Source organism: Brucella pseudogrignonensis (assembly GCF_031454375.1).
Lineage (GTDB): Bacteria > Pseudomonadota > Alphaproteobacteria > Rhizobiales > Rhizobiaceae > Brucella > Brucella pseudogrignonensis_A.
In genome coordinates this window covers 1-20,249 of the sequence record NZ_JAVDQT010000008.1, presented here as the reverse complement: position 1 = coordinate 20,249, position 20,249 = coordinate 1, and the positions used below count along the sequence as shown (strand labels likewise).

Below are 20,249 nucleotides of genomic sequence, written 5' to 3'. Positions count from 1 at the left end.
TTCTTTGTGAGATGAGCGACTTATTCAGATGAGAGCGCTACTGCTGGCAACAGACGGGAAGCTTTGCGGGCGGGTAAGAAGCCAAACACAAGTCCGGTCGCGAATGCGCATGTAAAGGCAAGCAGCACAGGACCGGCGCTGAAGGCCACCGCTACACCTGCAAAGGATATGAGTGTCGCTGCTCCCACACCAAGTATCACGCCGAATGCTCCACCGATTGCTGATACGGTCAGAGCTTCGGTAATGAATTGGAGGAGAATGTCGCGTCGTCTTGCGCCTGTTGCCATACGAACACCAATCTCACGCGTGCGCTCGGTTACGCTGACGAGCATGATATTCATAACGCCAATGCCACCGACCAGAAGCGAGATTGCCGCCACCGATCCCAGAAACAGCGTGAGTGTCGATCCCATAGCAGCCGCATCGTCTCGAATAGACGACATGTTGGTGATCATCGTGTCACGCTGCTTGTGGCGGTGATCAAGCAATTCTTGAATCTGATCCTGTGTTGTGTCTATCAGGTCGGCATCCTTCACCTGAACAGTGATGGTGCGGACATATTTCTGGCCAAAGAGCCGGAGGTTGCCGGTTGAGAGCGGTACGACCACGACATCGTCCTGATCTGAGCCACCAAAGCCTGCGCCCTTGGATTCAAGAGTGCCTATCACCTGAAACGGGATTTTCTGGATTAGAATATATTGGCCAATGGGGTTGGAGCCGTCTGGGAACAGCGTTTTGACCACGGTGGAACCAAGCACCGCAACTGGCGCATAAGATTCCATGTCATGCGGTGTAATAAAATCGCCAGTGTCGATCTTCCACGATTTCGCTTCTGAGAAGGCTGCGACTGTTCCATTGGCTTGCGATTGATAATCGACATTGCCGCGTCTTAGCGTAACGCTGCCAGTGACTTCGGGCACGGCGGTTTTCACATTAGGCAATTGCAGGATTGCATCGGCATCTTCAGGAACAAGCGTTGCCACAGAGCCTGAGCCACGGAAACCGGGCATGGATGGACGAATCAGCACCAAATCGGTTCCCATCGCGTTGATGCGATCGAGAATCGAGTTTTGTGCGCCGGTACCGATTGCCAGCATTGTCACAACAGAACTCACGCCGATGATGATCCCGAGCAATGTCAAAACCGTGCGGAAGATGTTGGCACGTAACGCACGCATCGCCATTTTGACCGCTTCGGAAATATCCGCGATATGCGCTGCACCGGTTTGAGTGACCTGCTGGAGGTTTTTGGGTGCCTCGACGTCCGGGATTTCATGCTTGGTCGTATCGGACAGAATCTGGCCGTCGCGAATTTCGATCAGCCGGTCGGCACGTTCCGCGACTTCGCGAGCGTGGGTGATGACGACGATCGTGTGACCTTGCTCGTGCATCGAGCGCAAAAGTGCCATGACATCTTCGCCGCTCTGGCTATCGAGCGCACCGGTCGGTTCGTCCGCAAGGATGATCCGGCCACCATTCATCAATGCGCGCGCTATGGAAACACGCTGCTGCTGACCACCCGAAAGCTGGTTGGGGCGATGGTCCAGACGGTCGCCGAGTTTAAGCGTTTCAAGAAGTGCTGCCGCGCGTTCGTGACGCTCAGCAGCTGGCATGCCTGCATAGATCGCCGGAACTTCGACATTCTCAAGTGCAGTTGAGGTGGCAATGAGATTATAGCTCTGAAACACGAAGCCGAATGTGCGCCGGCGTAACCCTGCCAGCTCATCGGCATTCAGTGTCGAGACATCCTCGCCATCAAGCAGATATTGACCGCCGCTCGGGCTGTCGAGGCAGCCCAGAATATTCATCAGGGTCGATTTGCCGGAACCCGACGCGCCTTTGATGGCAACGAACTCACCCGCACGAATATCGAGCGTGATGCCGTGCAGAACCTCAACGGCGAGATCGCCATTGTGGTAGGTCTTGCGAATATCCTGCAATCTTATGAGCGGAGTATCGGTCATGGCGTGCTCCATCAGAAGAACATACCGCCGGGTCTGCGACCACGCTGGCTGGAACCCGCCGCTCCTGATGCTGACGTGACAACAACCTTATCGCCTTCTTCAAGGCCGCTTTTGATTTCCGCCTGAACGCGGTTGCGCACGCCAACTTCAACAGCACGTTCCGTCGTGGCGCCACTTTTATCCACGACCTGCACAGTAGTTTGTGGCTTGCCGTCTTTGTCAGACTTCGTATTCAGTGCAGCGGTTGGAACAACGAGCACATTCTCGGCACTGTCGAGAACGAAATAGACCTGAGCGCTCATATTAATCATGAGTTCGCCAGTCGGATTGGGAACGTCGAACAGCGCATAATAGAGGACGACGTTGTTATCCGTCTGAGGAGTTGGTTTGATCTGGCGAAGTGTTCCGGTAAAGCGCTTTTCCGGCTGACCAAGCAGCGTGAAATAAACCGGCATGCCGGGTTTTAGCTTGCTGATGTCGGCTTCCGAAACCTGTGCTTCGACCGTCATCACCGTGAGGTCTGCCACGGTTACAACCGTCGGCGCGCTTTGCACAGCATTGAGTGTTTCGCCTTCTTTAGAAGTTTGGTCGACAACGGTGCCTGCCATTGGGCTGTAGATAGTGGTGTAGCCGAGATCGACTTTGTCGCTGGCGAGCTGGGCTTCCTGCTGACGGATCTGAGCGCTTAGCGCTTTCACATCGGCGTCGGCCACGGCGAGATCAGCATCGGCCTGATCAATCGTGGATTGCGATGCATTTTTAGTGGCCAGCAGGGAGCGCTGGCGGGCAGCATTGGATTTTTTGAGTGTAAGCTGTGCCTGCTTACTTAACAGCTGCGCTTTGAGATTATCGAGCTGCGCGCTGGCGATTTCCATCTTTTTTTCGAAAGGCGAGGGATCGATTTCAGCCAGAAGATCACCCTGTTTAACAGTGTCACCGATATCAACTTTGACGCTTTTGAGCTGGCCTGAAACCTGCGCACCAACATTAACGCTGCGTAGCGCGCTCAATGTTCCAACAGCCGTGATGGAGTTTTCGATATTTCCGCGCTCGACGGTCTCAGCCAGATAGGTGCTTTTCTGGCTTCCTGTTTCTCTGCCACTGAAGAAATACCAGCCTGCTCCCAAGGCAATGGCCGCAACAGCCAAACCGATCCACAAACGATTGCGTTTGCGTGTGGCAGTCTTTTTTCGAGCTGTGGCAAGTGTATCAGTGGATTTAAGCACCCGGTAACCCCTGAGAAATCAATTTTAAAAATAGTGTTAGGCGGATATCTATGCCTGCGCAGTCAGGAATTCATCTTAATTATTTGTCATGCGCCCAATAGTCCTAGTGTGAGGACGCTTAAGCGGTTGTTTTATGGTTTAAATGTAATTTTTGAAATGTGTGAGTGCAGAAGAAAAGCCGGGCTTTGCCCGGCTTTTATATTTTCTGAATGTGTTTAATCAGGCAGTGCCAGTTGAGCCGAAACCACCAGCGCCGCGTTTGGTTTCGCTGATTTCAATGCGCTCTTCGATTTTCGGCTGAACCACCGGAGAGAACACAGCCTGCGCAATACGCATACCGCGTTCGATGCGGAAATCTTCATCGCCAAGATTAACGAGCAGCACCTTCACTTCGCCACGATAATCCGAATCAATGGTTCCCGGCGTGTTGAGGCATGTAATGCCGTTTTTGAAGGCGAGGCCAGAGCGCGGGCGGATCTGCACTTCATAGCCTTCCGGGATTTCAAAGATGAGCCCGGTTGGCACCAGCGTGCGCCGACCCGGTAGCAGTACGATTTGGCGATCTTCTGCAACGGCGGCACGAAGGTCCATACCAGCGGAGCCGGACGTTTCATAAGCGGGGAGTTCAAGGCCTTCCGCATGTTCAAGGCGAATGATGCCGAGCGTTGGTGCAGTCATGAGGGGGCCTTTCCTACGTGAAGTTAAATTGGCGACGCTCATACGTGAAATTACTACAAAGGTGTACCGTCTATTTGATGTTTTGCAATGATTGTCCGGCACAGGGTCATGCTTTTACACGATGAGATATCATTTTTCGGCAGATCAATCCCGCTCTAATGGCACGGCTGTCGTTTCCTTGATCTCCTCCATGACGAATGAAGCTGATACATCCGATAAGGGCACACTGGCAATCAATCGCTGATAGAGGCGGTCATAGGCTTTGACGTCGGAAACGCGGGCCTTGAGCACATAGTCAAGATCGCCCGTCATGCGATAAACGCCAACAATCTCTGGAAAACGGCCCATCGCCGAGCGAAACTTGCCAAGCCAATCGGGGTCGTGACTCGATGTGCGAACCAGAATGAAAACGGATAGGCCGCAACCCGCCATCTCGGCATCAATCAGAGCGACACGCGCTTTGATGATCCCTGCGTCTTCCATGCGCTTGACCCGTCGCCAGCAGGCATTGCGGGAAAGATGCACGCGCTCGGAGAGAGAATCAACGGACAAGGTTCCGTCGATTTGCAGTTCATCCAATATTTTGCGGTCAATTTCGTCTAAAGTGAGTTTCATATTGGGATAATTGTCTCATTAAATGTCAATTATCAAGGACAAATTGAGATTTCATCTCGTCGGTTTTTGCTAAAATGATTTTCCAGAAAAGCGCGATTGCGCTGGATAAACGGGAACAAATTGCTCATTGACGGGAGTATTTCCAATGACCACTCGCATCACACGTCTCTTTACTGAACATCCTGAGTCAGTTGACGAAACCTATTTTCAGCATATGGCCTTTGCTGGTCGTTTTTCGTTCAAGCTTTTTTGTGCAGCTTTCGCAGCACTCATCCATGCAATTTTGCCATTTTTGTTCGAAAAGACTGCGAGCTCGATTGTTCGCCAGCTTTATGAGCGGACGCATAACCGAAGCCGGTAATTTCGGAATCAAACATGTGTCGTTGGGCCGCCTATCTCGGACCTGAAACTTATTTGGAAGACATAATATCGTCTCCATGCCATTCGCTCGTGGCGCAAAGCCACGATGCGCATGAAGCGAAAACGCGTACCAATGGCGATGGCTTCGGCGTCGCCTGGTATGGTGATCGTGCGGAACCGGGGCTTTATCGGGATATTCTGCCCGCATGGTCCGACCAGAATTTGAATAGTCTTGCGCGGCAGATCCGGTCGCGCCTTTTTCTTGCGCATGTGCGTGCTTCGACAGGCGGGCTGACCAGTCGCTCCAACTGCCATCCGTTTGTTTCGGGTCGCTGGAGTTTTATGCATAACGGCCAGATTGGAAATTTTGATCGTTTGCGGCGCAGGCTTGAAGGCCATCTGAGCGATGATATTTACCGACAAAAACACGGCGCAACGGATTCTGAGCTGATCTTTCTGCTGATGCTGGAGTTTGGTCTCGAAAACGACCCGGTGTTGGCTATGAAGCGCATGGTCGCAACGATTGTTGAAGAAGCCATAATTGCAGGCGTGCCGCCATTCTTGCGACTGACTGCTGCTTTTTCGGATGGCAGTCAGCTTTATGCTATCCGCTATGCGACTGATGCATTTGCACCGACGCTTTATACGGCGACGCTCGGAAGTGCTTCGGGAATATGTGTAGTGTCTGAGCCGCTCGATGGTGAAGTTGCAAACTGGATGGCGGTGCCGGCAAACAGTTTTGTCACTGTCTCCCGGCAGGGCCGTATTGCGATTGATGTCTTCGAAGAGCCTGTTTCTCAGCCTCGTGACGAAGTGCGGGTTTAAGCGCTGCCGATCAATATGCCGACAGCCAGAACAAGCGCGCCGCCGAACACCACCTGAAGGGCTGCGCGGAAGAACGGCGTTTCCATATAGCGGTTCTGGATGAAAGCGATTGCCCAGAGCTCGAAGAACACCAGTATTGCAGCGATGCTTGTCGCGGTCCAGAAATCCTTGATGAGATAGGGCAGGGTGTGGCCAAGGCCACCGAGCGTCGTCATCACGCCACAGGAAATGCCGCGCTTGATCGGCGAACCACGGCCTGAAAGCTTGCCATCATCATGCACGGCTTCCGTGAAACCCATCGAAATACCTGCGCCGACCGAGGCTGAAAGACCGACAAGAAAAGTCTGCCACGTATCCTGCGTAGCGAAGGCTGCGGCGAAAATTGGCGCAAGGGTGGAGACGGAACCATCCATCAATCCGGCGAGGCCCGGCTGCACATAAGTCAGGATAAACTGCTTGCGCTCCGACGCCCGTTCGTCGTCTTTGACATCGTAAGGAGTGAGCTCGCCTTCAAGCGACTCGGCTGTCGCTTCGTGTTGTTTTTCTTGCTGCGCCAGATCACCCAAAAGCTTGCGGGTCTGCGCGTCTGTCACGTGCTTGGAAGCTTCAATGTAAAAGCGGTAGGCTTGATCTTCCATTTGTGCTGCTGCATCACGCACCTTATCAATGCCAAGCGGACGCACCAGCCAGTCGGGTTTGCGCTCGTAATAGCCGCTGACGTGCTCGCGGCGAATAAGTGGAATCCGGTCGCCAAAGCGAGCGCGGTATCGCTCTATTAATGCATCGCGATGTTCATGTTCTTCCGCAGCCATTTGCTCGAAGATTTTCGCAGATTGGGGGAACTCTTCACGTAACCCATCAGCATAAGCCAGATAGATGCGCGCATCGTCTTCCTCCGAGGAGATGGCGAGGGCGAGAATTTCTTGTTCGGATAGGGACTTAAAAGGACGACGGCTATTTTTAAAAAATCGGCTGAGCATTGTAAAATCCATAGTTTAGAATAATTCTAAAATAGTCCAAGTTGACAAAAAGTCAAGCTTGCAGTGCGCGTGCAATTGGCGCATTAGGGTCCACATCCGGATACCCGATCAGAAGAGATGGAATCGATGGCATCAACAAACTCCCCTACAAGCAACAATCCACGACCATTAAACAGGCAGGATTTCCGCACTCTTGGCCTTTCGGCATTGGGCGGCGCGCTGGAGTTTTATGATTTCATTATCTTCGTATTTTTCGCGAGCGTTATCGGACATCTTTTTTTTCCGCCCGACATGCCGGACTGGCTGGTTCTGATCCAGACTTTTGGCATTTTCGCAGCCGGCTATCTGGTGCGCCCGATTGGCGGCATCGTGCTGGCGCATTTTGGCGACAAGTTTGGCCGCAAGCGCGTCTTCGCGTTCTCGGTGTTTCTGATGTCGATTTCGACATTGGCCATGGCCTGCTTGCCAACCTATGCAACGCTTGGTGTTGGCGCGCCAATCCTGCTGATTATCTTCCGCATGTTGCAGGGCGCTGCCATCGGTGGTGAAGTCCCCGGCGCATGGACCTTTGTGGCGGAGCATGTTCCCGCCAATCGTGTTGGTATGGCGTGTGGTTTCCTGTGCTCGGGCCTCACGCTTGGCATTATGCTTGGTTCGCTGATCGCTACCGCCATCAACTGGATTTTCACGCCGGAAGAACTTGCCGGTTACGCATGGCGCATTCCGTTCTTCATCGGTGGTATTTTCGGCCTGTTCGCCGTTTACCTGCGCCGCTGGTTGGCTGAAACGCCGATCTTCACCGAGATGAAAAACAGCCATCTTCTCAAGGACAAACTGCCGCTCGGCACTGTTCTGCGCAACCACATGCATGGCGTTATCATTTCCGTGCTGCTGACCTGGATTCTGTCGGCTGGCATCGTCGTTACTACATTGATGACTGCGACCTTTCTGCAGAAGCTTTATGGTTACACGCCTTTGCAGTCGCTTGCCGCCACAAGCTTTGGCACATTGTTTTTGATGTTCGGAACGGTGAGCGCTGGCGCGATTGTTGATCGCATTGGCAGTGGCCGCTTCTTTGCGGTTGCAGGCATTTTCTTCGGTGTTGCGACTTTCGTGTTCTACACCTATGCGGCGGTTTCCCTGCCTGTTCTGTTCGCGCTTTATGCGGTGATGGGTCTTTCGGTGGGCATGGTTGGCGCGGTGCCTTATGTGATGGTGCGCGCATTCCCGGCACCCGTTCGCTTCTCGGGCCTGTCGTTTTCCTACAATATTTCCTATGCGGTTTTTGGTGGACTGACGCCGGTGATCGTAACCTCGCTTCTGGCGGTCAACCCTATGGCACATGCATGGTATCTGGTGTTCATCGCGGTTTTGACCTCTGTGCTCGGCCTCTACCTGATAGCTCGCAGCGATCAGGTTGAAGGTGATATCGGGCTTGATGATCTGCCCGCCGTTCCACAGCCGAACTGATAAAAAGAGGGCCGCGAAAGCGGCCCTTTTTCTTTGTTTAATGTGTTGCGAGCTTTGCGCTGCCCGGTTCTTTATCATGGACAGCGAAGCGGTCGATCATATCGCTGCTTGCTTCATTAAAGCCGATCACCGAAACATCCGTACCGCTGGCACGGTATTTCAGCACGACTTTGTCGAGCGCACCGACGGAGGTAATGTCCCACAGATGGGCATGGCTGACATCAATCGTCACCTTTTTTGCAGGTGATGAAAAATCGAAAGCTGCAATGAAGTTTTGTGCCGAGGCAAAGAAGATCTGGCCCTGAACGGTATAGGTGCGCTCGGTTCCATCTTCGCTCGTTGTTTCGCGCACGCGGAACATCTTTGCGACTTTTCCTGCGAAGAACACGCCGGAAAGCAGCACGCCAACCAGAACGCCCTTGGCAAGATCATGGGTGGAAACCACAGTTATGACGGTTGCCAGCATGACAATGGATGAGGATGGCGGGTTGCGGCGCAGATCGAGGATCGAACGCCATGAGAAGGTGCCAATCGATACCATGATCATCACGGCCACCAGTGCGGCCATTGGAATGATCCGCACAAGATCGTCGAGAACGAGAATGAGAAACAGCAGGAAAGAGCCAGCAACGAAGGTTGAAAGCCTGCCGCGACCGCCGGACGACACATTGATCACCGACTGTCCGATCATGGCGCAACCTCCCATGCCGCCAATCATGGCGGATGCGATATTGCTGGTGCCCTGACCAATACATTCCTGGTTTTTGTTGCTGTTGGTATCCGTCATGTCATCGACAATCTGGGCCGTCATCAGCGATTCAAGCAGGCCGACAGCCGCCAGCGTGATTGAATATGGCAGGATGATCTGCAGCGTTTCCAGCGTCAGCGGCACTTGTGGAAGCGCGAAGATCGGCAATGCAGAAGGCAATTCGCCGAGATCGCCAACGGTTCGCAGATCCATGCCGCTTGTCCATGCAAGCGTGGTGAGCACCGCAATGGCAACGAGCGGCGAGGGGATGGCTTTGGTTAAGCGCGGGAAGAGATAGATGATGGCGAGACCGCCTGCGATCATCCAGTAGGTCTCAACCGGAACATGAATGAGTTCAGGCAGCTGCGCCATAAAAATGAGGATAGCAAGCGCATTGACGAAGCCGGTGATGACCGAGCGCGATACAAACCGCATCAGGCGCCCGAGTTTGAAGAAGCCTGCAAAGATTTGCAGAATGCCCATCAGGATCGTGGCTGCAAATAGATATTGCAAACCGTGTTCCTTGACGAGCGAGACCATCACCACAGCAGTTGCAGCGGTTGCAGCAGAGATCATGCCAGGACGTCCACCGGTGAAGGCGGAGACACAGGCAATGGCGAAAGAGGCGAAGAGGCCGACCTTGGGGTCGACGCCAGCGATGACCGAAAAGCCGATGGCTTCCGGGATAAGGGCAAGTGCTACGACGATGCCGGAAAGAATATCGCCGCGAATATTGGAGAACCACTCGCGGCGGTAGGCAGCAAGACGTGTCATTGAATTTTCCGCAAATAGAAGACGGGCGTTGAGAGCCGTCCGATTCAACATGGCCGATTGTAAAAATGGGGGATGTTGTTGCGTTGTCTGGCGGATAGGCGGCCAGAAGAGCCACCCGGGCTTTCACCGGGTCCTTGCGAATACGCCTGTATAAACAAAAAAAACGCAGCAGGGCAATGGCCCGCTGCGCTTTCTATTGCACGGTGCTGATCAGAGTATCTTTTGCATGAAGGTCAGATCAAGCCAGCGTCCGAATTTCTGGCCGACCTGTTTCAGCGTGCCGCAATCTGAAAAACCCTGCGATTTGTGCAATGCGATGGATGCAGCATTGCCTGCTTCAATGCCTGCCACCAGCACATGGACTTTACGCTCGCGTGCTTCTTCCACAAGCTCTGCCAGAAGTGCGCGTCCGATACCGCCGCCGCGCGCATCGCTTGCCACATAAACAGAGAGTTCCGATGAGTGGCGGAAGCCTTCAAACGGGCGGAAAGGGCCATAACTCGCATAGCCGACGACCTGTTCCTCGCGTTCGGCCACCAGAACCGGAAAGCCGTCGCGGTTGCGGGCTTTGAGCCATTCGCGACGGTTTTCCAGATCGACGAGCGTTTCGTTCCAGATGGCAAGCGTGTTCTCAACTGCATCATTGTAGATCGCAAGCAGAGCAGGGAGGTCAGCTTCGTTGGCAAACCGGATGGTGAGGGTCATTTCAGAGGCCTTTATAGAAAAGTGTGGTCGCGCAGGGGCTGCCGTCAGGATAAAGCGCATAATTCGGGATAACACCTACCCGCTCCCAGCCGAGATGGGTGTAAATTGCTTCCGCCGGACTGCCGGTTGCGGTGTCCAGGCAGAGAAGTGTCTTGCGTCGGTTACGTGCTTCTTCTTCAACGGCTTCCATCAGCTTGCGTGCAAGACCAAGGCCGCGCGCCTTGCGATGGATCAGCAGTTTTTTAAGATCGGCACGATGCGGCTGATTGGGCATTTGTGCGAGACCAAGCTGAACCGTGCCGACGATTTCGCCGTCATGCTCGGCAACCAGAAGGGCCGTGTCGCCTCGCTCTACTTCATTAAAGACGCGGTTCCAGTAGGGGATGAAGCCCTGCCATTCACATGGCGCCATGAAACCAACTGACGCGCCATCATTAACGCAATCGGTCAGGATTTCTGCCAGAGGGAGAAGGGCAGAGCCTACGTCTTCGTAGTTAAGGACACGAATCATATTGTACTTTCAGAGATTGCTGCGGCGTTCGAGCACGATTGCATAACGTGCTGTCGAGTTGCCGGGATTATGAAAGGTGATGCCTTCCGCGAGCGGCATATAAAGACAGTCGCCGGTATGGAGCTGATAGGCGGTTGCTCCAACGGTGATTTCCATCTGCCCATTCAGGAGCCACAAATGCTGTGTGATGCCTGCATTGGCCGCCTGTGGTGCGAAGGCCACTCTGGCGCCTGCGGGAAATTCGACCTCGATCATGTCGATATTCGACCCCGTTGCCGGTGGTGAAACAGACCGCCGGATATAGCCAGTATCTGGATCACGCCAGACTGGTTGGCGATCATGCGTGAGCAAGGGAGAGGCGGGGGCTTCCGCATCGGCAAAGAAGGCTGAGAGCGATGTGCCGAGCGCTGCACAAATGCGCGCCAGAAGCTGTGCGGTCGGGCTGGTTTCGCCACGCTCGATCCGCGAGATCATGGCGCGGCTGACACCTGACGCGTCACCAAGCGCATCCAGCGTCATACCTTGCGCAAGGCGCAGGCGACGCAGATTTTCGCCAATGGCGTTGTCGAGATGCTCATTTATATTTTCCATTATCTTAGAATTAATATCTATTATAATGGAGTCAAGCGATTTCGAAAACAGAAACGGCGGGATTTCTCCCGCCGCATTCTATCTGTCCGAATAATTCCTGATTAGCCTTGCGCTTTCAGTTCTAACCGGCGGCGATGCAGGACTGGCTCGGTGTAACCATTCGGCTGTTCGCGGCCCTTGAAAACCAGATCGCAAGCGGCCTGAAATGCAATCGACTTGTCGAAGTTTGCGGCCATCGGACGATAAAGCGGATCGCCTTCATTCTGCTTGTCCACGACGGCCGCCATGCGCTTCAGGGTCTCCATGACTTGCGCTTCCGAAACCACGCCATGATAGAGCCAGTTGGCGATGTGCTGTGCCGAGATGCGCAGCGTTGCACGATCTTCCATCAGGCCGACATTGTTGATGTCCGGCACTTTCGAGCAGCCAACGCCCTGATCAACCCAGCGCACGACATAGCCGAGGATGCCCTGTGCGTTGTTGTCGATTTCGTGCTGGATGTCTTCCGGCGTCCAGTTTGGACGCGGGGCGACCGGCACCGACAGAATATCATCGAGTTTGGCGCGTGGGCGGCTCTTCAGCTTTTCCTGAACGCTTGCAACATCAATCTGATGATAATGGGTTGCGTGCAGGGTTGCAGCGGTTGGCGATGGCACCCAGGCGGTGTTCGCACCAGCCTTCGGATGGGCGATTTTCTGTTCCAGCATTGCAGCCATCAGGTCCGGCATGGCCCACATGCCCTTACCGATCTGCGCATGGCCGGAAAGGCCGCATTCAAGACCGATATCGACATTCCACTGTTCATAAGCGCCGATCCAGGCAGCCTGCTTCATGTCGCCCTTGCGGATCATCGGGCCAGCTTCCATCGAGGTATGGATTTCGTCGCCGGTGCGATCAAGGAAGCCGGTATTGATGAAGACGACGCGTTCCTTGGCAGCGCGGATCGCTTCCTTGAGGTTAACCGTGGTGCGGCGTTCCTCATCCATGATGCCGATTTTCAGCGTATTCGGCTTCATACCAAGCAGCTCTTCGGTGCGGGTGAAGATTTCATTGGCGAATGCCACTTCTTCCGGCCCGTGCATCTTTGGCTTGACGATATAGACCGAGCCTTCGCGCGAATTCATGTGGCGACCGTTCGCCCCAATATCATGCAGTGCGATCAGGCTGGTGAAGGCGGCATCCATGATGCCTTCCGGCACTTCGTGACCTTCGGCATCAATGATCGCCGGATTGGTCATGAGGTGGCCGACATTGCGCACCAGCATCAGCGAACGGCCCTTGAGGCTGAGTTCCGAGCCATCGGCAGCCTTATAGCTGCGGTCGCCATTAAGGCGGCGCGTCATCTGCTTGCCGCCCTTCTCGAAGGTGTCTTCTAGCTTGCCATTCATCAGGCCAAGCCAGTTGCGGTAGACGGCAATCTTGTCTTCCGCATCGACTGCTGCAATCGAATCTTCGCAATCCTGGATCGTGCTGACGGCCGATTCCAGAACCATGTCTGCGATATGCGCCGGGTCGGTCTTGCCGATCGGGCTGTCCGCATTGATTACGATATCAACATGCATGTTGTTCTTGGCCAGCAGCACATTGGTCGGTGCCGCCGCATCGCCATTATATCCCTTGAACTGGCTGCCGTCCTTCAAGGCGGTGCTCGAACCGTCGGCAAGCGTTACAGCGAGTTTGCCGTCCGTGACGGAAAGGCCTGAGACGTCGGCCCACTTGCCCGCATTGAGCGGTGCGCTTTCGTCGAGGAAATTCTTGGCCCATGCGATGACTTTTTCGCCGCGCTTCGGGTTGTAGCCTTTGCCTTTTTCCGCGCCGTCATCTTCAGAGATAGCATCGGTGCCGTAAAGCGCGTCATAGAGCGAACCCCAGCGTGCATTGGCAGCATTGAGCGCATAGCGGGCATTCATGACCGGAACGACAAGCTGCGGTCCTGCAATATGCATGATTTCCGGATCGACATTGGCGGTCGAGACCTTGAACTCTCCGCCTTCGGGCAGGAGATAGCCTATATCTTTCAGGAATTGCTGATAGTCAGCCTGCGAATAGCCTTTGTCGCGATTATCCTTGTACCAGGCATCGATCTTGGCCTGCAGATCGTCGCGCTTTTTGAGGAGGGCGCGATTCTTCGGTGCAAGATCGCGGATGATGGCGGCGAAGCCCTTCCAGAAGGCTTCTGGTTCAACGCCAGTGCCGGGTGCGGCTTCGCTTTCCAGAAACTCCACCAGTTCAGGGGCAACGCGCAAGCCTTCTATCTCAACGTAGTTACCGGCTTTCTGAGAAACCATGGCTCTGCCTCCTTCAAAATAAACAAAATCACCGCCAGCACTCTTCAGTGCCAGCTATCATGCTGTCTTTGAACCGCTTTAGCGCGCTTTCGTCAATCAGCGTGCGGGCACATCATCTGTGACGCTGCGGCGAAAATAGTTTTTACAGCGACAGTCTTGCGCGGATATCGTCAGGCGTAAAGCCCTGTTCACGCAAGCTGCTGAGTGCCGTATCCTTGCGGCTTTTGGATAGTTTCAAACCATCATCGCCCAGCACCAGATCGTGATGATGATAAAGCGGTTCCGGTAGGCCCAGAAGCTTTTGCAGAAGCCGATGCACGGATGTTGCATGAAACAGATCGCGTCCGCGGACAATATGCGTGATGCCTTGCAGCGCATCATCCACCACGACGGAAAGATGATAGCTGGTGGGGGTGTCTTTGCGGGCGATCACCACGTCGCCCCATTGAGCAGGATTTGCCTTGATAAGTCCGGTGTCGCTTTCATTCCAGAAGAGCGTTTCGCCAGCCAACTCGAGCGCTTTCTCCATATTGAGCCGCCATGCATAGGGCGCACCGGAGACGATGCGCTCCATCTGCTCCTTTTCGCTCAAGCCTCGTTCGCCCTGCGGATAAAGCGGTGTGCCGTCAGGGTCGGCAGGCCATTCCTGGCCTTTGGCATGGGCTTCGCCGATGATCTCGCGTACTTCCGTTCGGCTCAGAAAGGCGGGATAGACGAGCCCCTTGTCGGCAAGCTTGGTCAGTGCATTGCGATATTCGCCGAAATGCTCTGATTGGCGGCGTACTGGCTGTTCCCATTCAAGCCCAAGCCAGTGGAGATCATCGTAGATACCCTGTTCGAGTTGCGGTGTGCAGCGAGCGGTGTCGATGTCTTCCATGCGAAGCAGAAAGCGCCCATTAGTGGTATGCGCCATTTGTGCATTGAGAAGTGCGGAATAGGCGTGGCCAAGATGCAATTGACCATTGGGGCTTGGAGCAAAGCGATATACAGGCTGGGTCATTATTCAGTCAGTTGATTATTGTCTGACTGCATTGGTACGTTGTGCCACACTGAAATGAAAGGCCTGACGATGCGGCGGATCGATACATTGGACGATATTGAAGTCGCGCTTGAAGCACTGGGATTAGCCGACGCGCGGTTGCTTGATATTCGCAGTCGGTCTCACGCTGTTCCGCTTCGAAGGTCTCAGCCGGGCTTTGAAAGTCTTGCCTCGATTATCGTTGCGCAACAGGTTTCAACTGCAAGCGCAGCAGCAATATGGGCGCGGTTCAAGCAGGTGATCAATCCAATGACACCGGAGGCTTATATTGCAGGCGGGGAAGAGGCATGGCGTTTTGCTGGACTGTCGCGACCAAAACAGAGAACGCTGTTTGCTTTGAGTGAAGCTTTGACGGAAGAGGCAATTGATTTGCATGGGCTGTGCGATTTGCCTGCCGAAGAAGCGATCAAGGCGCTGACCGCTATCAAGGGCATCGGTCCATGGACGGCTGAAGTCTATCTGCTGTTTGCCGCTGGTCATCCCGACGTGTTTCCGGCTGGTGATGTAGCGTTGCAAACGGCTGTCGGTCACGCTTTTGCGCATGAAACGCGACCCGATACAAAGGCGCTTCGCTTGCTTGCGGAAGACTGGGCGCCATGGCGTGGTGTGGCAGCACGTTTGTTCTGGGCATATTACGCTGCGATCAAGGGGCGGGAGGCGGCTCCGCTTCTGTAAAAGTTGCGTGTTTACGGGGACATAAATGCGTTTCTGCTTCACAATGCTGTCATGTCGGGATTACATTATTCGCATCAGGTGAATGACGGCATTTCGATTCGCAGAAACTTGGTACCCTGCCTATCGCACTGCCGCCTTTTGCAAGGTTGGAGCGTCGTAGGTTGCGCCCATGATGGACGCGCGGCGCTCTCGTCAGAAGCGCAATTCCGCATGGAAAGCCATTCGCACTTTTCTTTCGGAATTGTTCTGAAGGAGGTGTGCCCTTGAATGTAGCCGTCTCTCCCCGAACGGTGTCGAGCAGTGGTTTGCCTGCTCTGGTTCTCAATGCGGATTATAGGCCGCTTAGCTATTATCCTTTGTCGCTCTGGTCATGGCAGGATGCGATAAAGGCCGTGTTTCTTGAACGCGTGCATATCGTGGCGGAATATGATCAGGTCGTATCATCGCCAACATTTTCCATGCGTTTGCCAAGCGTGATCTGTCTCAAGGATTATGTGCAGCCGCCGCGCCATCCGGCATTTACCCGCTTCAATCTGTTTTTGCGTGATCGTTTTGAATGTCAGTATTGCGGCTCGCCGCATGATCTGACCTTTGATCACGTTACCCCGCGTTGCCATGGCGGTGCGACGACGTGGGAAAATGTGGTCGCCGCCTGTTCTCCATGCAATTTGCGCAAAGGTGGCTTGATGCCAGCACGCGCGCATATGTGGCCGCGTCAGAAGCCGGTTCAGCCCACGATGCATGATCTACATAACAATGGACGTCTTTTCCCACCCAACCATCTCCACGATAGCTGGCTCGATTTTCTATACTGGGATGTCGAACTGGAACCTTAGTGTCTGTTCTAAAAGTCGCCATGCCGGTCTGCAAATGGCGATTTATCTGCGTTGCGAAGAAAGAAAAACCTCCTCAGAATCCGCTCTTACTTCCCACCTTTTGCAAAAGCGCCGTAGTAGCCAATTGCTGCAAAGAGCAGACTTGCGACGACGTTCCATCCGGCAAATGACAGGCCGAGGAAGAAGCCCGGTGCGCTGTCGCATGCGGGTGGGCGGGTCGCGTTGAGATCGCCGAGCAGATTGCCTGCATCGAGTGTGACCTTCATGGTGGCTGCACTGCAATCAGCCGGACCCGGCCAATATTTAAGCTCAACGCCGGTGTGATAGATCGCAAGTACCAGACCAAAGGTCATCAGCAGCGCGCCGATCAGAATAAGACCGCGTATCAGCACCGGAGGCAGTTTCAAGATATAGGAAATAAACGCTGCTGCAAGAACAGGGACACCGATATAATATGGTGTGCGCTCTTCGAGGCAGAGCTTGCAAGGCATAAAGCCAGCCAGATGCTCGAAGCCCAGAGCCGTACCGACCGTCGCTGCAAGTCCGACTGTCATGATGCCTGCGGTCCAAGCCTGAATTTTGCCAACGGGTCTATTAAGGGCAAATGCCATATGAGATTTCCTGCGCCACACTGGCTTTATCAGTAGTCTAGAATGCTACTTTGCTTCCAAGCAATTAAATTTGACTGACTTGAGGCAAAATCAAAAGTGAAGATATTTAACCGCTAGGAACAGTGCAATTAGCACCACGGCAACAAGGCCAGCCAGCAGGCCAAGACGCTTTTCGATAAAGTGGCGGATCGGCTCGCCATAACGCTTCAACAGCCATGCGAGGAAGAAGAAGCGTGCACCACGCGCGATGATTGCGGATGCAATAAATAGCCAGATATTGATGCCCGCTGCACCGGACAGGATTGTCACGACTTTGATTGGCGGCAAATGCGATAGGCCGGATGTAATGAGCATCAGCAAAATCATGTCGGCGCTGGTCGTGCCACGCATCTGCTCGAATGTGTCGAGCTTGCCATACATTTCAAGCACAGGCTTTGCGACCTGTTCGTAGGCATGATAGCCGAGATACCATCCCGCTATGCCGCCGAGAACGGAAAAGATCGTCGCCACAAGCGCATAGCGATAGGCGCGCTCCGGGCGCGCAAGCGCCATCGGAAGGAAGAGCACATCGGCTGGCACCAGAAACACTGAGCTTTCTACAAAAGCGATGAAAGCGAGCCAATATTCGGCAGACTTTCGGGCAGCAAGCGAGATCGTCCAGTCGTAGAGTCGGCGCAGCATGATTTTTCCGGATTTTTATAGGTGCAAACATTCGGGGATTATTTGCACTCTCTATAAATAAAAAAGGTGGCACGAACAATGCGCGCCACCTCTTAATGTCGATGAAGTCGATTTTAACGTTTGTAGGCGCTGCAAATATATTTGGTTTCGAGATATTCCTCGATGCCATATTTAGAGCCTTCGCGACCGAGGCCTGACTGCTTCACGCCGCCGAATGGTGCGACTTCGTTGGAGATCAGGCCGGTGTTGTGTCCGACCATGCCATATTCCAGTCCTTCACTCACGCGGATCGCGCGGCTGAAGTTCTCGGTATAGAAGTAAGCAGCCAGACCGAAGATTGTGTCGTTGGCAGCAGCGATCACTTCTTCTTCGGTGTCGAAGGCAAAGAGTGGTGCGAGCGGTCCGAAGGTTTCTTCCTTGGTAACGAGCATGTCCGACGTAACGCCGGTCAGAATGCCCGGTTCAAAGAACAGGCCACCCAGTTCCTTGCCGCCTGCAATAAGCTTCGCACCTTTTGAAACTGCATCTTCAATATGCGATTTGACCTTGGTGATGGCTTTTTCTTCGATCATCGGGCCGATGACGACGCCCGGCTCGGTGCCGTTGCCGACTTTCAGTTCTTTCACCTTCGCGGCCAGCTTTTCAGCGAACTTGTCGTAAACGCCGCGCTGAACATAGATGCGGTTGGCGCAAACACAGGTCTGACCAGCATTGCGATATTTTGAAAGCATTGCGCCTTCGACAGCGGCATCAATGTCTGCATCATCGAACACGATGAAAGGTGCATTGCCACCAAGTTCAAGCGATACGCGCTTGATGGTCGGAGCGCATTGCGCCATCAGCAGACGACCAACTTCTGTCGAGCCAGTGAAAGAAAGCTTGCGGACAATGTCATTGCTGGTGAGTTCAGCACCTATTTCGCGGGCCTTGCCGGTCACGATCTGAAGAACGCCTGCAGGAATGCCAGCCTTTTCAGCCAGAACACCAAGCGCAAGCGCGGTTAGCGGCGTGAGGTCAGCAGGACGTACGATCATCGTGCAGCCAGCAGCCAGTGCGGGTGCAGCTTTACGGGTGATCATGGCCGCCGGGAAGTTCCATGGCGTGATTGCAGCAGTCACACCGACTGGCTGACGAATGACGGTCAAGCGCTGGCCGGGCTGAGTGGCCGGAATCGTATCGCCATAGACGCGCTTGGCTTCTTCCGCGAACCATTCAATGAAAGAGGCTGCATAAAGAACTTCGCCGCGCGCCTCTGCGAGTGGCTTGCCCTGTTCCGATGTCATGATAAGGGCAATATCGTCCGCATTAGCAACGATCAGATCAAACCATTTGCGCAGGATTCCGGCGCGTTCTTTGGCAGTCTTCGCAGCCCATGCCGGAAGTGCCTTGTTCGATGCGTTGATTGTCTCTTTAATAGTGTCAACGGAGAGGGATGGAACGGTGCCAATCACGGAGCCGTCTGCCGGATTGGTTACATCGATTGTCTTGCCGTCTGCTGCGTCGATCCAGTTTCCATCCACAAGGCATTGCGATTTAAGCAGTGAGGGGTCTTTTAAAGCGAGCATATCTGATATTCCATCCCAGTGTTGCGCTAGATGGTCGTTCATTATATTGAACGACATACGATATACTGAATAAACCAGCCGGCGGCGTTAAAGTCAATTCGTCTGTCGTATGGTTAAAGAGGGCATATGGACAAAACCGAACTCGATGACGAAAGTTCCCTAAAGCTGGTTCCTGCCGTTATGCGGGCGTCGCAGATACTTGATTGTGTTGCCGAGAGCCGTGATGGCATCAAGCTTTCCGATCTCGTCCGCAAGACTGGATTGCCTAAAAGCAGTGTTCATGGCCTTTGCCAGACGTTGGCGCATCTCAAGCTGTTGAAGTTGAATGGCGACGGATGTTTTACGATGGGTCCGCAGTCCGTTCGCTGGGCCAATGTCTTCTTGGCGAAGAGTGATATTGTTGATGCGTTTCATGAAGCGGTGGCAGACGCGGATGGGCTTGAAGCTTATACATTGACACTTTCCCACCTTGAGGGCCCAGAAGTCATCTATCTGTCTTGCCGTAATTCTTCGGCGCCGCTTGGTATCACTTTCCGCATTGGTATGCGTGTGCCGGCTGTTTTCACTGCGACAGGTAAGGCAATGTTGTCTTCTATGATCCCACAGGACCGAGCGCGCCATCTGCCATCTGATTGGCCAAAGCCGATTACGCCCTCAAGCGTTCAATCTCTGAGGAACCTCGAAGCTGAAATGGCGGAAGTCAAGACGAAGGGCTATTCCCTGGATGATGGTCAGTTGCGCGAAGGTATGTTTTGCATAGGTGCATCGATTTGTGATCGGCCAAATCACCCTGCGGCTGGCATTGCGTTATCGATGATGGCAGCGGAGGCTCGTCCAGAGGTTATTGAGACGATGGGCGCACGGGTTCGTGCATTGGCGGATAGTGTTGCGGAACGGATGGGCTGGTCGAGTTCACCGCTGCGCTGATTGCATATATAAGCTGGGTGAGGGGGCGTTGGGGTGGGCATTGATTGCTCTCACGACAGAATCGGGCTGTTTGTGTTGGTTAAGGATTGATAAAATTGCTTTGGTTTTGCTGTGGAAAGAAACTTTGTGTTTTTTTATGAAAGTTCGTTGACAGTTTTGGTGGTTGGGGTCTATATGGCT

The 20,249-nt window shown here is 53.8% G+C and carries 20 protein-coding genes and 1 other annotated feature; of the genes, 6 read left to right on the top strand and 14 right to left on the bottom strand.

The window, feature by feature from the left end; translation table 11 throughout:
* Positions 1-20: 20 nt before the first annotated feature.
* The 4 genes from J2782_RS18270 to J2782_RS18255 all read right to left on the bottom strand — a co-directional run bounded on the left by J2782_RS18270 (position 21) and on the right by J2782_RS18255 (position 4,483).
* Positions 21-1,964, bottom strand: coding sequence for a MacB family efflux pump subunit (locus J2782_RS18270; protein ID WP_310015203.1), 1,944 nt, complete (start codon positions 1,962-1,964; stop codon positions 21-23).
* Positions 1,965-1,975: 11 nt separating this feature from the next.
* On the bottom strand, positions 1,976-3,190 hold the full coding sequence (locus J2782_RS18265) for an efflux RND transporter periplasmic adaptor subunit (protein WP_310015201.1): 1,215 nt from the start codon (positions 3,188-3,190) through the stop codon (positions 1,976-1,978).
* A 219-nt stretch (positions 3,191-3,409) separates the two neighbouring features.
* A complete protein-coding gene (dut, locus tag J2782_RS18260) occupies positions 3,410-3,868 on the bottom strand; it encodes a dUTP diphosphatase (protein WP_310015199.1) in 459 nt (152 codons plus the stop codon).
* Between the two features lie 144 nt (positions 3,869-4,012).
* Entirely contained in the window at positions 4,013-4,483 is a 471-nt protein-coding gene (locus J2782_RS18255) for an Lrp/AsnC family transcriptional regulator (RefSeq protein ID WP_310015197.1), read from the bottom strand.
* A gap of 145 nt (positions 4,484-4,628) precedes the next feature.
* Here J2782_RS18255 and J2782_RS18250 point away from each other — a divergent pair, with 145 nt between their 5' ends.
* A complete protein-coding gene (locus J2782_RS18250) occupies positions 4,629-4,844 on the top strand; it encodes a DUF6356 family protein (RefSeq protein ID WP_250041040.1) in 216 nt (71 codons plus the stop codon).
* A gap of 14 nt (positions 4,845-4,858) precedes the next feature.
* Positions 4,859-5,668: a class II glutamine amidotransferase gene (locus J2782_RS18245; protein ID WP_310015195.1), complete on the top strand. Its 810-nt coding sequence runs from the start codon at positions 4,859-4,861 to the stop codon at positions 5,666-5,668.
* Here the strand turns inward: J2782_RS18245 and mbfA are convergent.
* Positions 5,665-6,648, bottom strand: coding sequence for an iron exporter MbfA (mbfA, locus tag J2782_RS18240; protein WP_310015194.1), 984 nt, complete (start codon positions 6,646-6,648; stop codon positions 5,665-5,667). The genes J2782_RS18245 and mbfA overlap by 4 nt on opposite strands.
* A 126-nt stretch (positions 6,649-6,774) precedes the next feature.
* Between mbfA and J2782_RS18235 the strand changes: the two genes are divergently transcribed.
* A complete protein-coding gene (locus tag J2782_RS18235; RefSeq protein WP_310015192.1) occupies positions 6,775-8,118 on the top strand; it encodes an MFS transporter in 1,344 nt (447 codons plus the stop codon).
* A 37-nt stretch (positions 8,119-8,155) separates the two neighbouring features.
* Here the strand turns inward: J2782_RS18235 and J2782_RS18230 are convergent, their stop codons facing one another.
* The 6 genes from J2782_RS18230 to gluQRS all read right to left on the bottom strand — a co-directional run bounded on the left by J2782_RS18230 (position 8,156) and on the right by gluQRS (position 14,735).
* Positions 8,156-9,640 carry a SulP family inorganic anion transporter gene (locus J2782_RS18230; RefSeq protein WP_310015190.1) on the bottom strand — a complete coding sequence of 495 codons (1,485 nt, stop codon included), beginning with the start codon at positions 9,638-9,640 and terminating at the stop codon, positions 8,156-8,158.
* Positions 9,641-9,721: 81 nt separating this feature from the next.
* Positions 9,722-9,777 (bottom strand) — a sequence feature (sul1 is cis-regulatory element that is thought to sense ions involved in sulfur or methionine metabolism; They are found in Alphaproteobacteria).
* A 73-nt stretch (positions 9,778-9,850) separates the two neighbouring features.
* Complete coding sequence (locus tag J2782_RS18225; protein ID WP_024895671.1) at positions 9,851-10,345, bottom strand: GNAT family N-acetyltransferase; 495 nt, start codon at positions 10,343-10,345, stop codon at positions 9,851-9,853.
* Position 10,346: 1 nt separating this feature from the next.
* A complete protein-coding gene (locus tag J2782_RS18220) occupies positions 10,347-10,856 on the bottom strand; it encodes a GNAT family N-acetyltransferase (RefSeq protein ID WP_310015188.1) in 510 nt (169 codons plus the stop codon).
* 9 nt (positions 10,857-10,865) lie between these two features.
* Positions 10,866-11,438: a helix-turn-helix domain-containing protein gene (locus tag J2782_RS18215; protein ID WP_310015472.1), complete on the bottom strand. Its 573-nt coding sequence runs from the start codon at positions 11,436-11,438 to the stop codon at positions 10,866-10,868.
* Positions 11,439-11,548: 110 nt separating this feature from the next.
* The gene (locus tag J2782_RS18210; RefSeq protein WP_310015186.1) at positions 11,549-13,735 is read right to left on the bottom strand and encodes a malate synthase G; all 2,187 of its coding nucleotides are present in this window, start codon (positions 13,733-13,735) and stop codon (positions 11,549-11,551) included.
* Between the two features lie 142 nt (positions 13,736-13,877).
* Positions 13,878-14,735 (bottom strand): tRNA glutamyl-Q(34) synthetase GluQRS, encoded by an 858-nt coding sequence (gene gluQRS / locus J2782_RS18205; RefSeq protein WP_310015183.1) that lies wholly within the window; start codon positions 14,733-14,735, stop codon positions 13,878-13,880.
* Positions 14,736-14,804: 69 nt separating this feature from the next.
* On the opposite strand from gluQRS, the gene J2782_RS18200 reads away from it, so the two are divergent.
* Both J2782_RS18200 and J2782_RS18195 read left to right on the top strand, forming a co-directional pair.
* The gene (locus tag J2782_RS18200; RefSeq protein ID WP_310015470.1) at positions 14,805-15,449 is read left to right on the top strand and encodes a DNA-3-methyladenine glycosylase family protein; all 645 of its coding nucleotides are present in this window, start codon (positions 14,805-14,807) and stop codon (positions 15,447-15,449) included.
* Positions 15,450-15,712: 263 nt separating this feature from the next.
* Positions 15,713-16,285 (top strand): HNH endonuclease, encoded by a 573-nt coding sequence (locus J2782_RS18195; protein ID WP_250041029.1) that lies wholly within the window; start codon positions 15,713-15,715, stop codon positions 16,283-16,285.
* Between the two features lie 86 nt (positions 16,286-16,371).
* Here the strand turns inward: J2782_RS18195 and J2782_RS18190 are convergent, their stop codons facing one another.
* From J2782_RS18190 to J2782_RS18180, 3 genes are all read right to left on the bottom strand, one after another.
* Positions 16,372-16,896 carry a disulfide bond formation protein B gene (locus J2782_RS18190; protein ID WP_310015180.1) on the bottom strand — a complete coding sequence of 175 codons (525 nt, stop codon included), beginning with the start codon at positions 16,894-16,896 and terminating at the stop codon, positions 16,372-16,374.
* Between the two features lie 90 nt (positions 16,897-16,986).
* Entirely contained in the window at positions 16,987-17,577 is a 591-nt protein-coding gene (locus J2782_RS18185; RefSeq protein WP_094505423.1) for a YqaA family protein, read from the bottom strand.
* Positions 17,578-17,690: 113 nt separating this feature from the next.
* Positions 17,691-19,142, bottom strand: a complete 1,452-nt coding sequence (locus J2782_RS18180; RefSeq protein ID WP_310015179.1) for an NAD-dependent succinate-semialdehyde dehydrogenase — start codon at positions 19,140-19,142, stop codon at positions 17,691-17,693.
* A 126-nt stretch (positions 19,143-19,268) separates the two neighbouring features.
* On the opposite strand from J2782_RS18180, the gene J2782_RS18175 reads away from it, so the two are divergent.
* Entirely contained in the window at positions 19,269-20,069 is an 801-nt protein-coding gene (locus J2782_RS18175; protein ID WP_310015177.1) for an IclR family transcriptional regulator, read from the top strand.
* Positions 20,070-20,249 lie beyond the last annotated feature (180 nt).

Excerpts from the sequence above, each read along its gene's own strand:
- J2782_RS18270 (WP_310015203.1), bottom strand. The coding sequence starts at position 1,964 with ATGACCGATACTCCGCTCATAAGATTGCAGGATATTCGCAAGACCTAC.
- dut (WP_310015199.1), bottom strand. The coding sequence starts at position 3,868 with ATGACTGCACCAACGCTCGGCATCATTCGCCTTGAACATGCGGAAGGC.
- J2782_RS18255 (WP_310015197.1), bottom strand. The coding sequence starts at position 4,483 with ATGAAACTCACTTTAGACGAAATTGACCGCAAAATATTGGATGAACTG.
- J2782_RS18250 (WP_250041040.1), top strand. The coding sequence starts at position 4,629 with ATGACCACTCGCATCACACGTCTCTTTACTGAACATCCTGAGTCAGTT.
- J2782_RS18245 (WP_310015195.1), top strand. The coding sequence starts at position 4,859 with ATGTGTCGTTGGGCCGCCTATCTCGGACCTGAAACTTATTTGGAAGAC.
- mbfA (WP_310015194.1), bottom strand. The coding sequence starts at position 6,648 with ATGCTCAGCCGATTTTTTAAAAATAGCCGTCGTCCTTTTAAGTCCCTA.
- J2782_RS18235 (WP_310015192.1), top strand. The coding sequence starts at position 6,775 with ATGGCATCAACAAACTCCCCTACAAGCAACAATCCACGACCATTAAAC.
- J2782_RS18230 (WP_310015190.1), bottom strand. The coding sequence starts at position 9,640 with ATGACACGTCTTGCTGCCTACCGCCGCGAGTGGTTCTCCAATATTCGC.
- J2782_RS18225 (WP_024895671.1), bottom strand. The coding sequence starts at position 10,345 with ATGACCCTCACCATCCGGTTTGCCAACGAAGCTGACCTCCCTGCTCTG.
- J2782_RS18220 (WP_310015188.1), bottom strand. The coding sequence starts at position 10,856 with ATGATTCGTGTCCTTAACTACGAAGACGTAGGCTCTGCCCTTCTCCCT.
- J2782_RS18210 (WP_310015186.1), bottom strand. The coding sequence starts at position 13,735 with ATGGTTTCTCAGAAAGCCGGTAACTACGTTGAGATAGAAGGCTTGCGC.
- gluQRS (WP_310015183.1), bottom strand. The coding sequence starts at position 14,735 with ATGACCCAGCCTGTATATCGCTTTGCTCCAAGCCCCAATGGTCAATTG.
- J2782_RS18200 (WP_310015470.1), top strand. The coding sequence starts at position 14,805 with ATGCGGCGGATCGATACATTGGACGATATTGAAGTCGCGCTTGAAGCA.
- J2782_RS18190 (WP_310015180.1), bottom strand. The coding sequence starts at position 16,896 with ATGGCATTTGCCCTTAATAGACCCGTTGGCAAAATTCAGGCTTGGACC.
- J2782_RS18185 (WP_094505423.1), bottom strand. The coding sequence starts at position 17,577 with ATGCTGCGCCGACTCTACGACTGGACGATCTCGCTTGCTGCCCGAAAG.
- J2782_RS18180 (WP_310015179.1), bottom strand. The coding sequence starts at position 19,142 with ATGCTCGCTTTAAAAGACCCCTCACTGCTTAAATCGCAATGCCTTGTG.
- J2782_RS18175 (WP_310015177.1), top strand. The coding sequence starts at position 19,269 with ATGGACAAAACCGAACTCGATGACGAAAGTTCCCTAAAGCTGGTTCCT.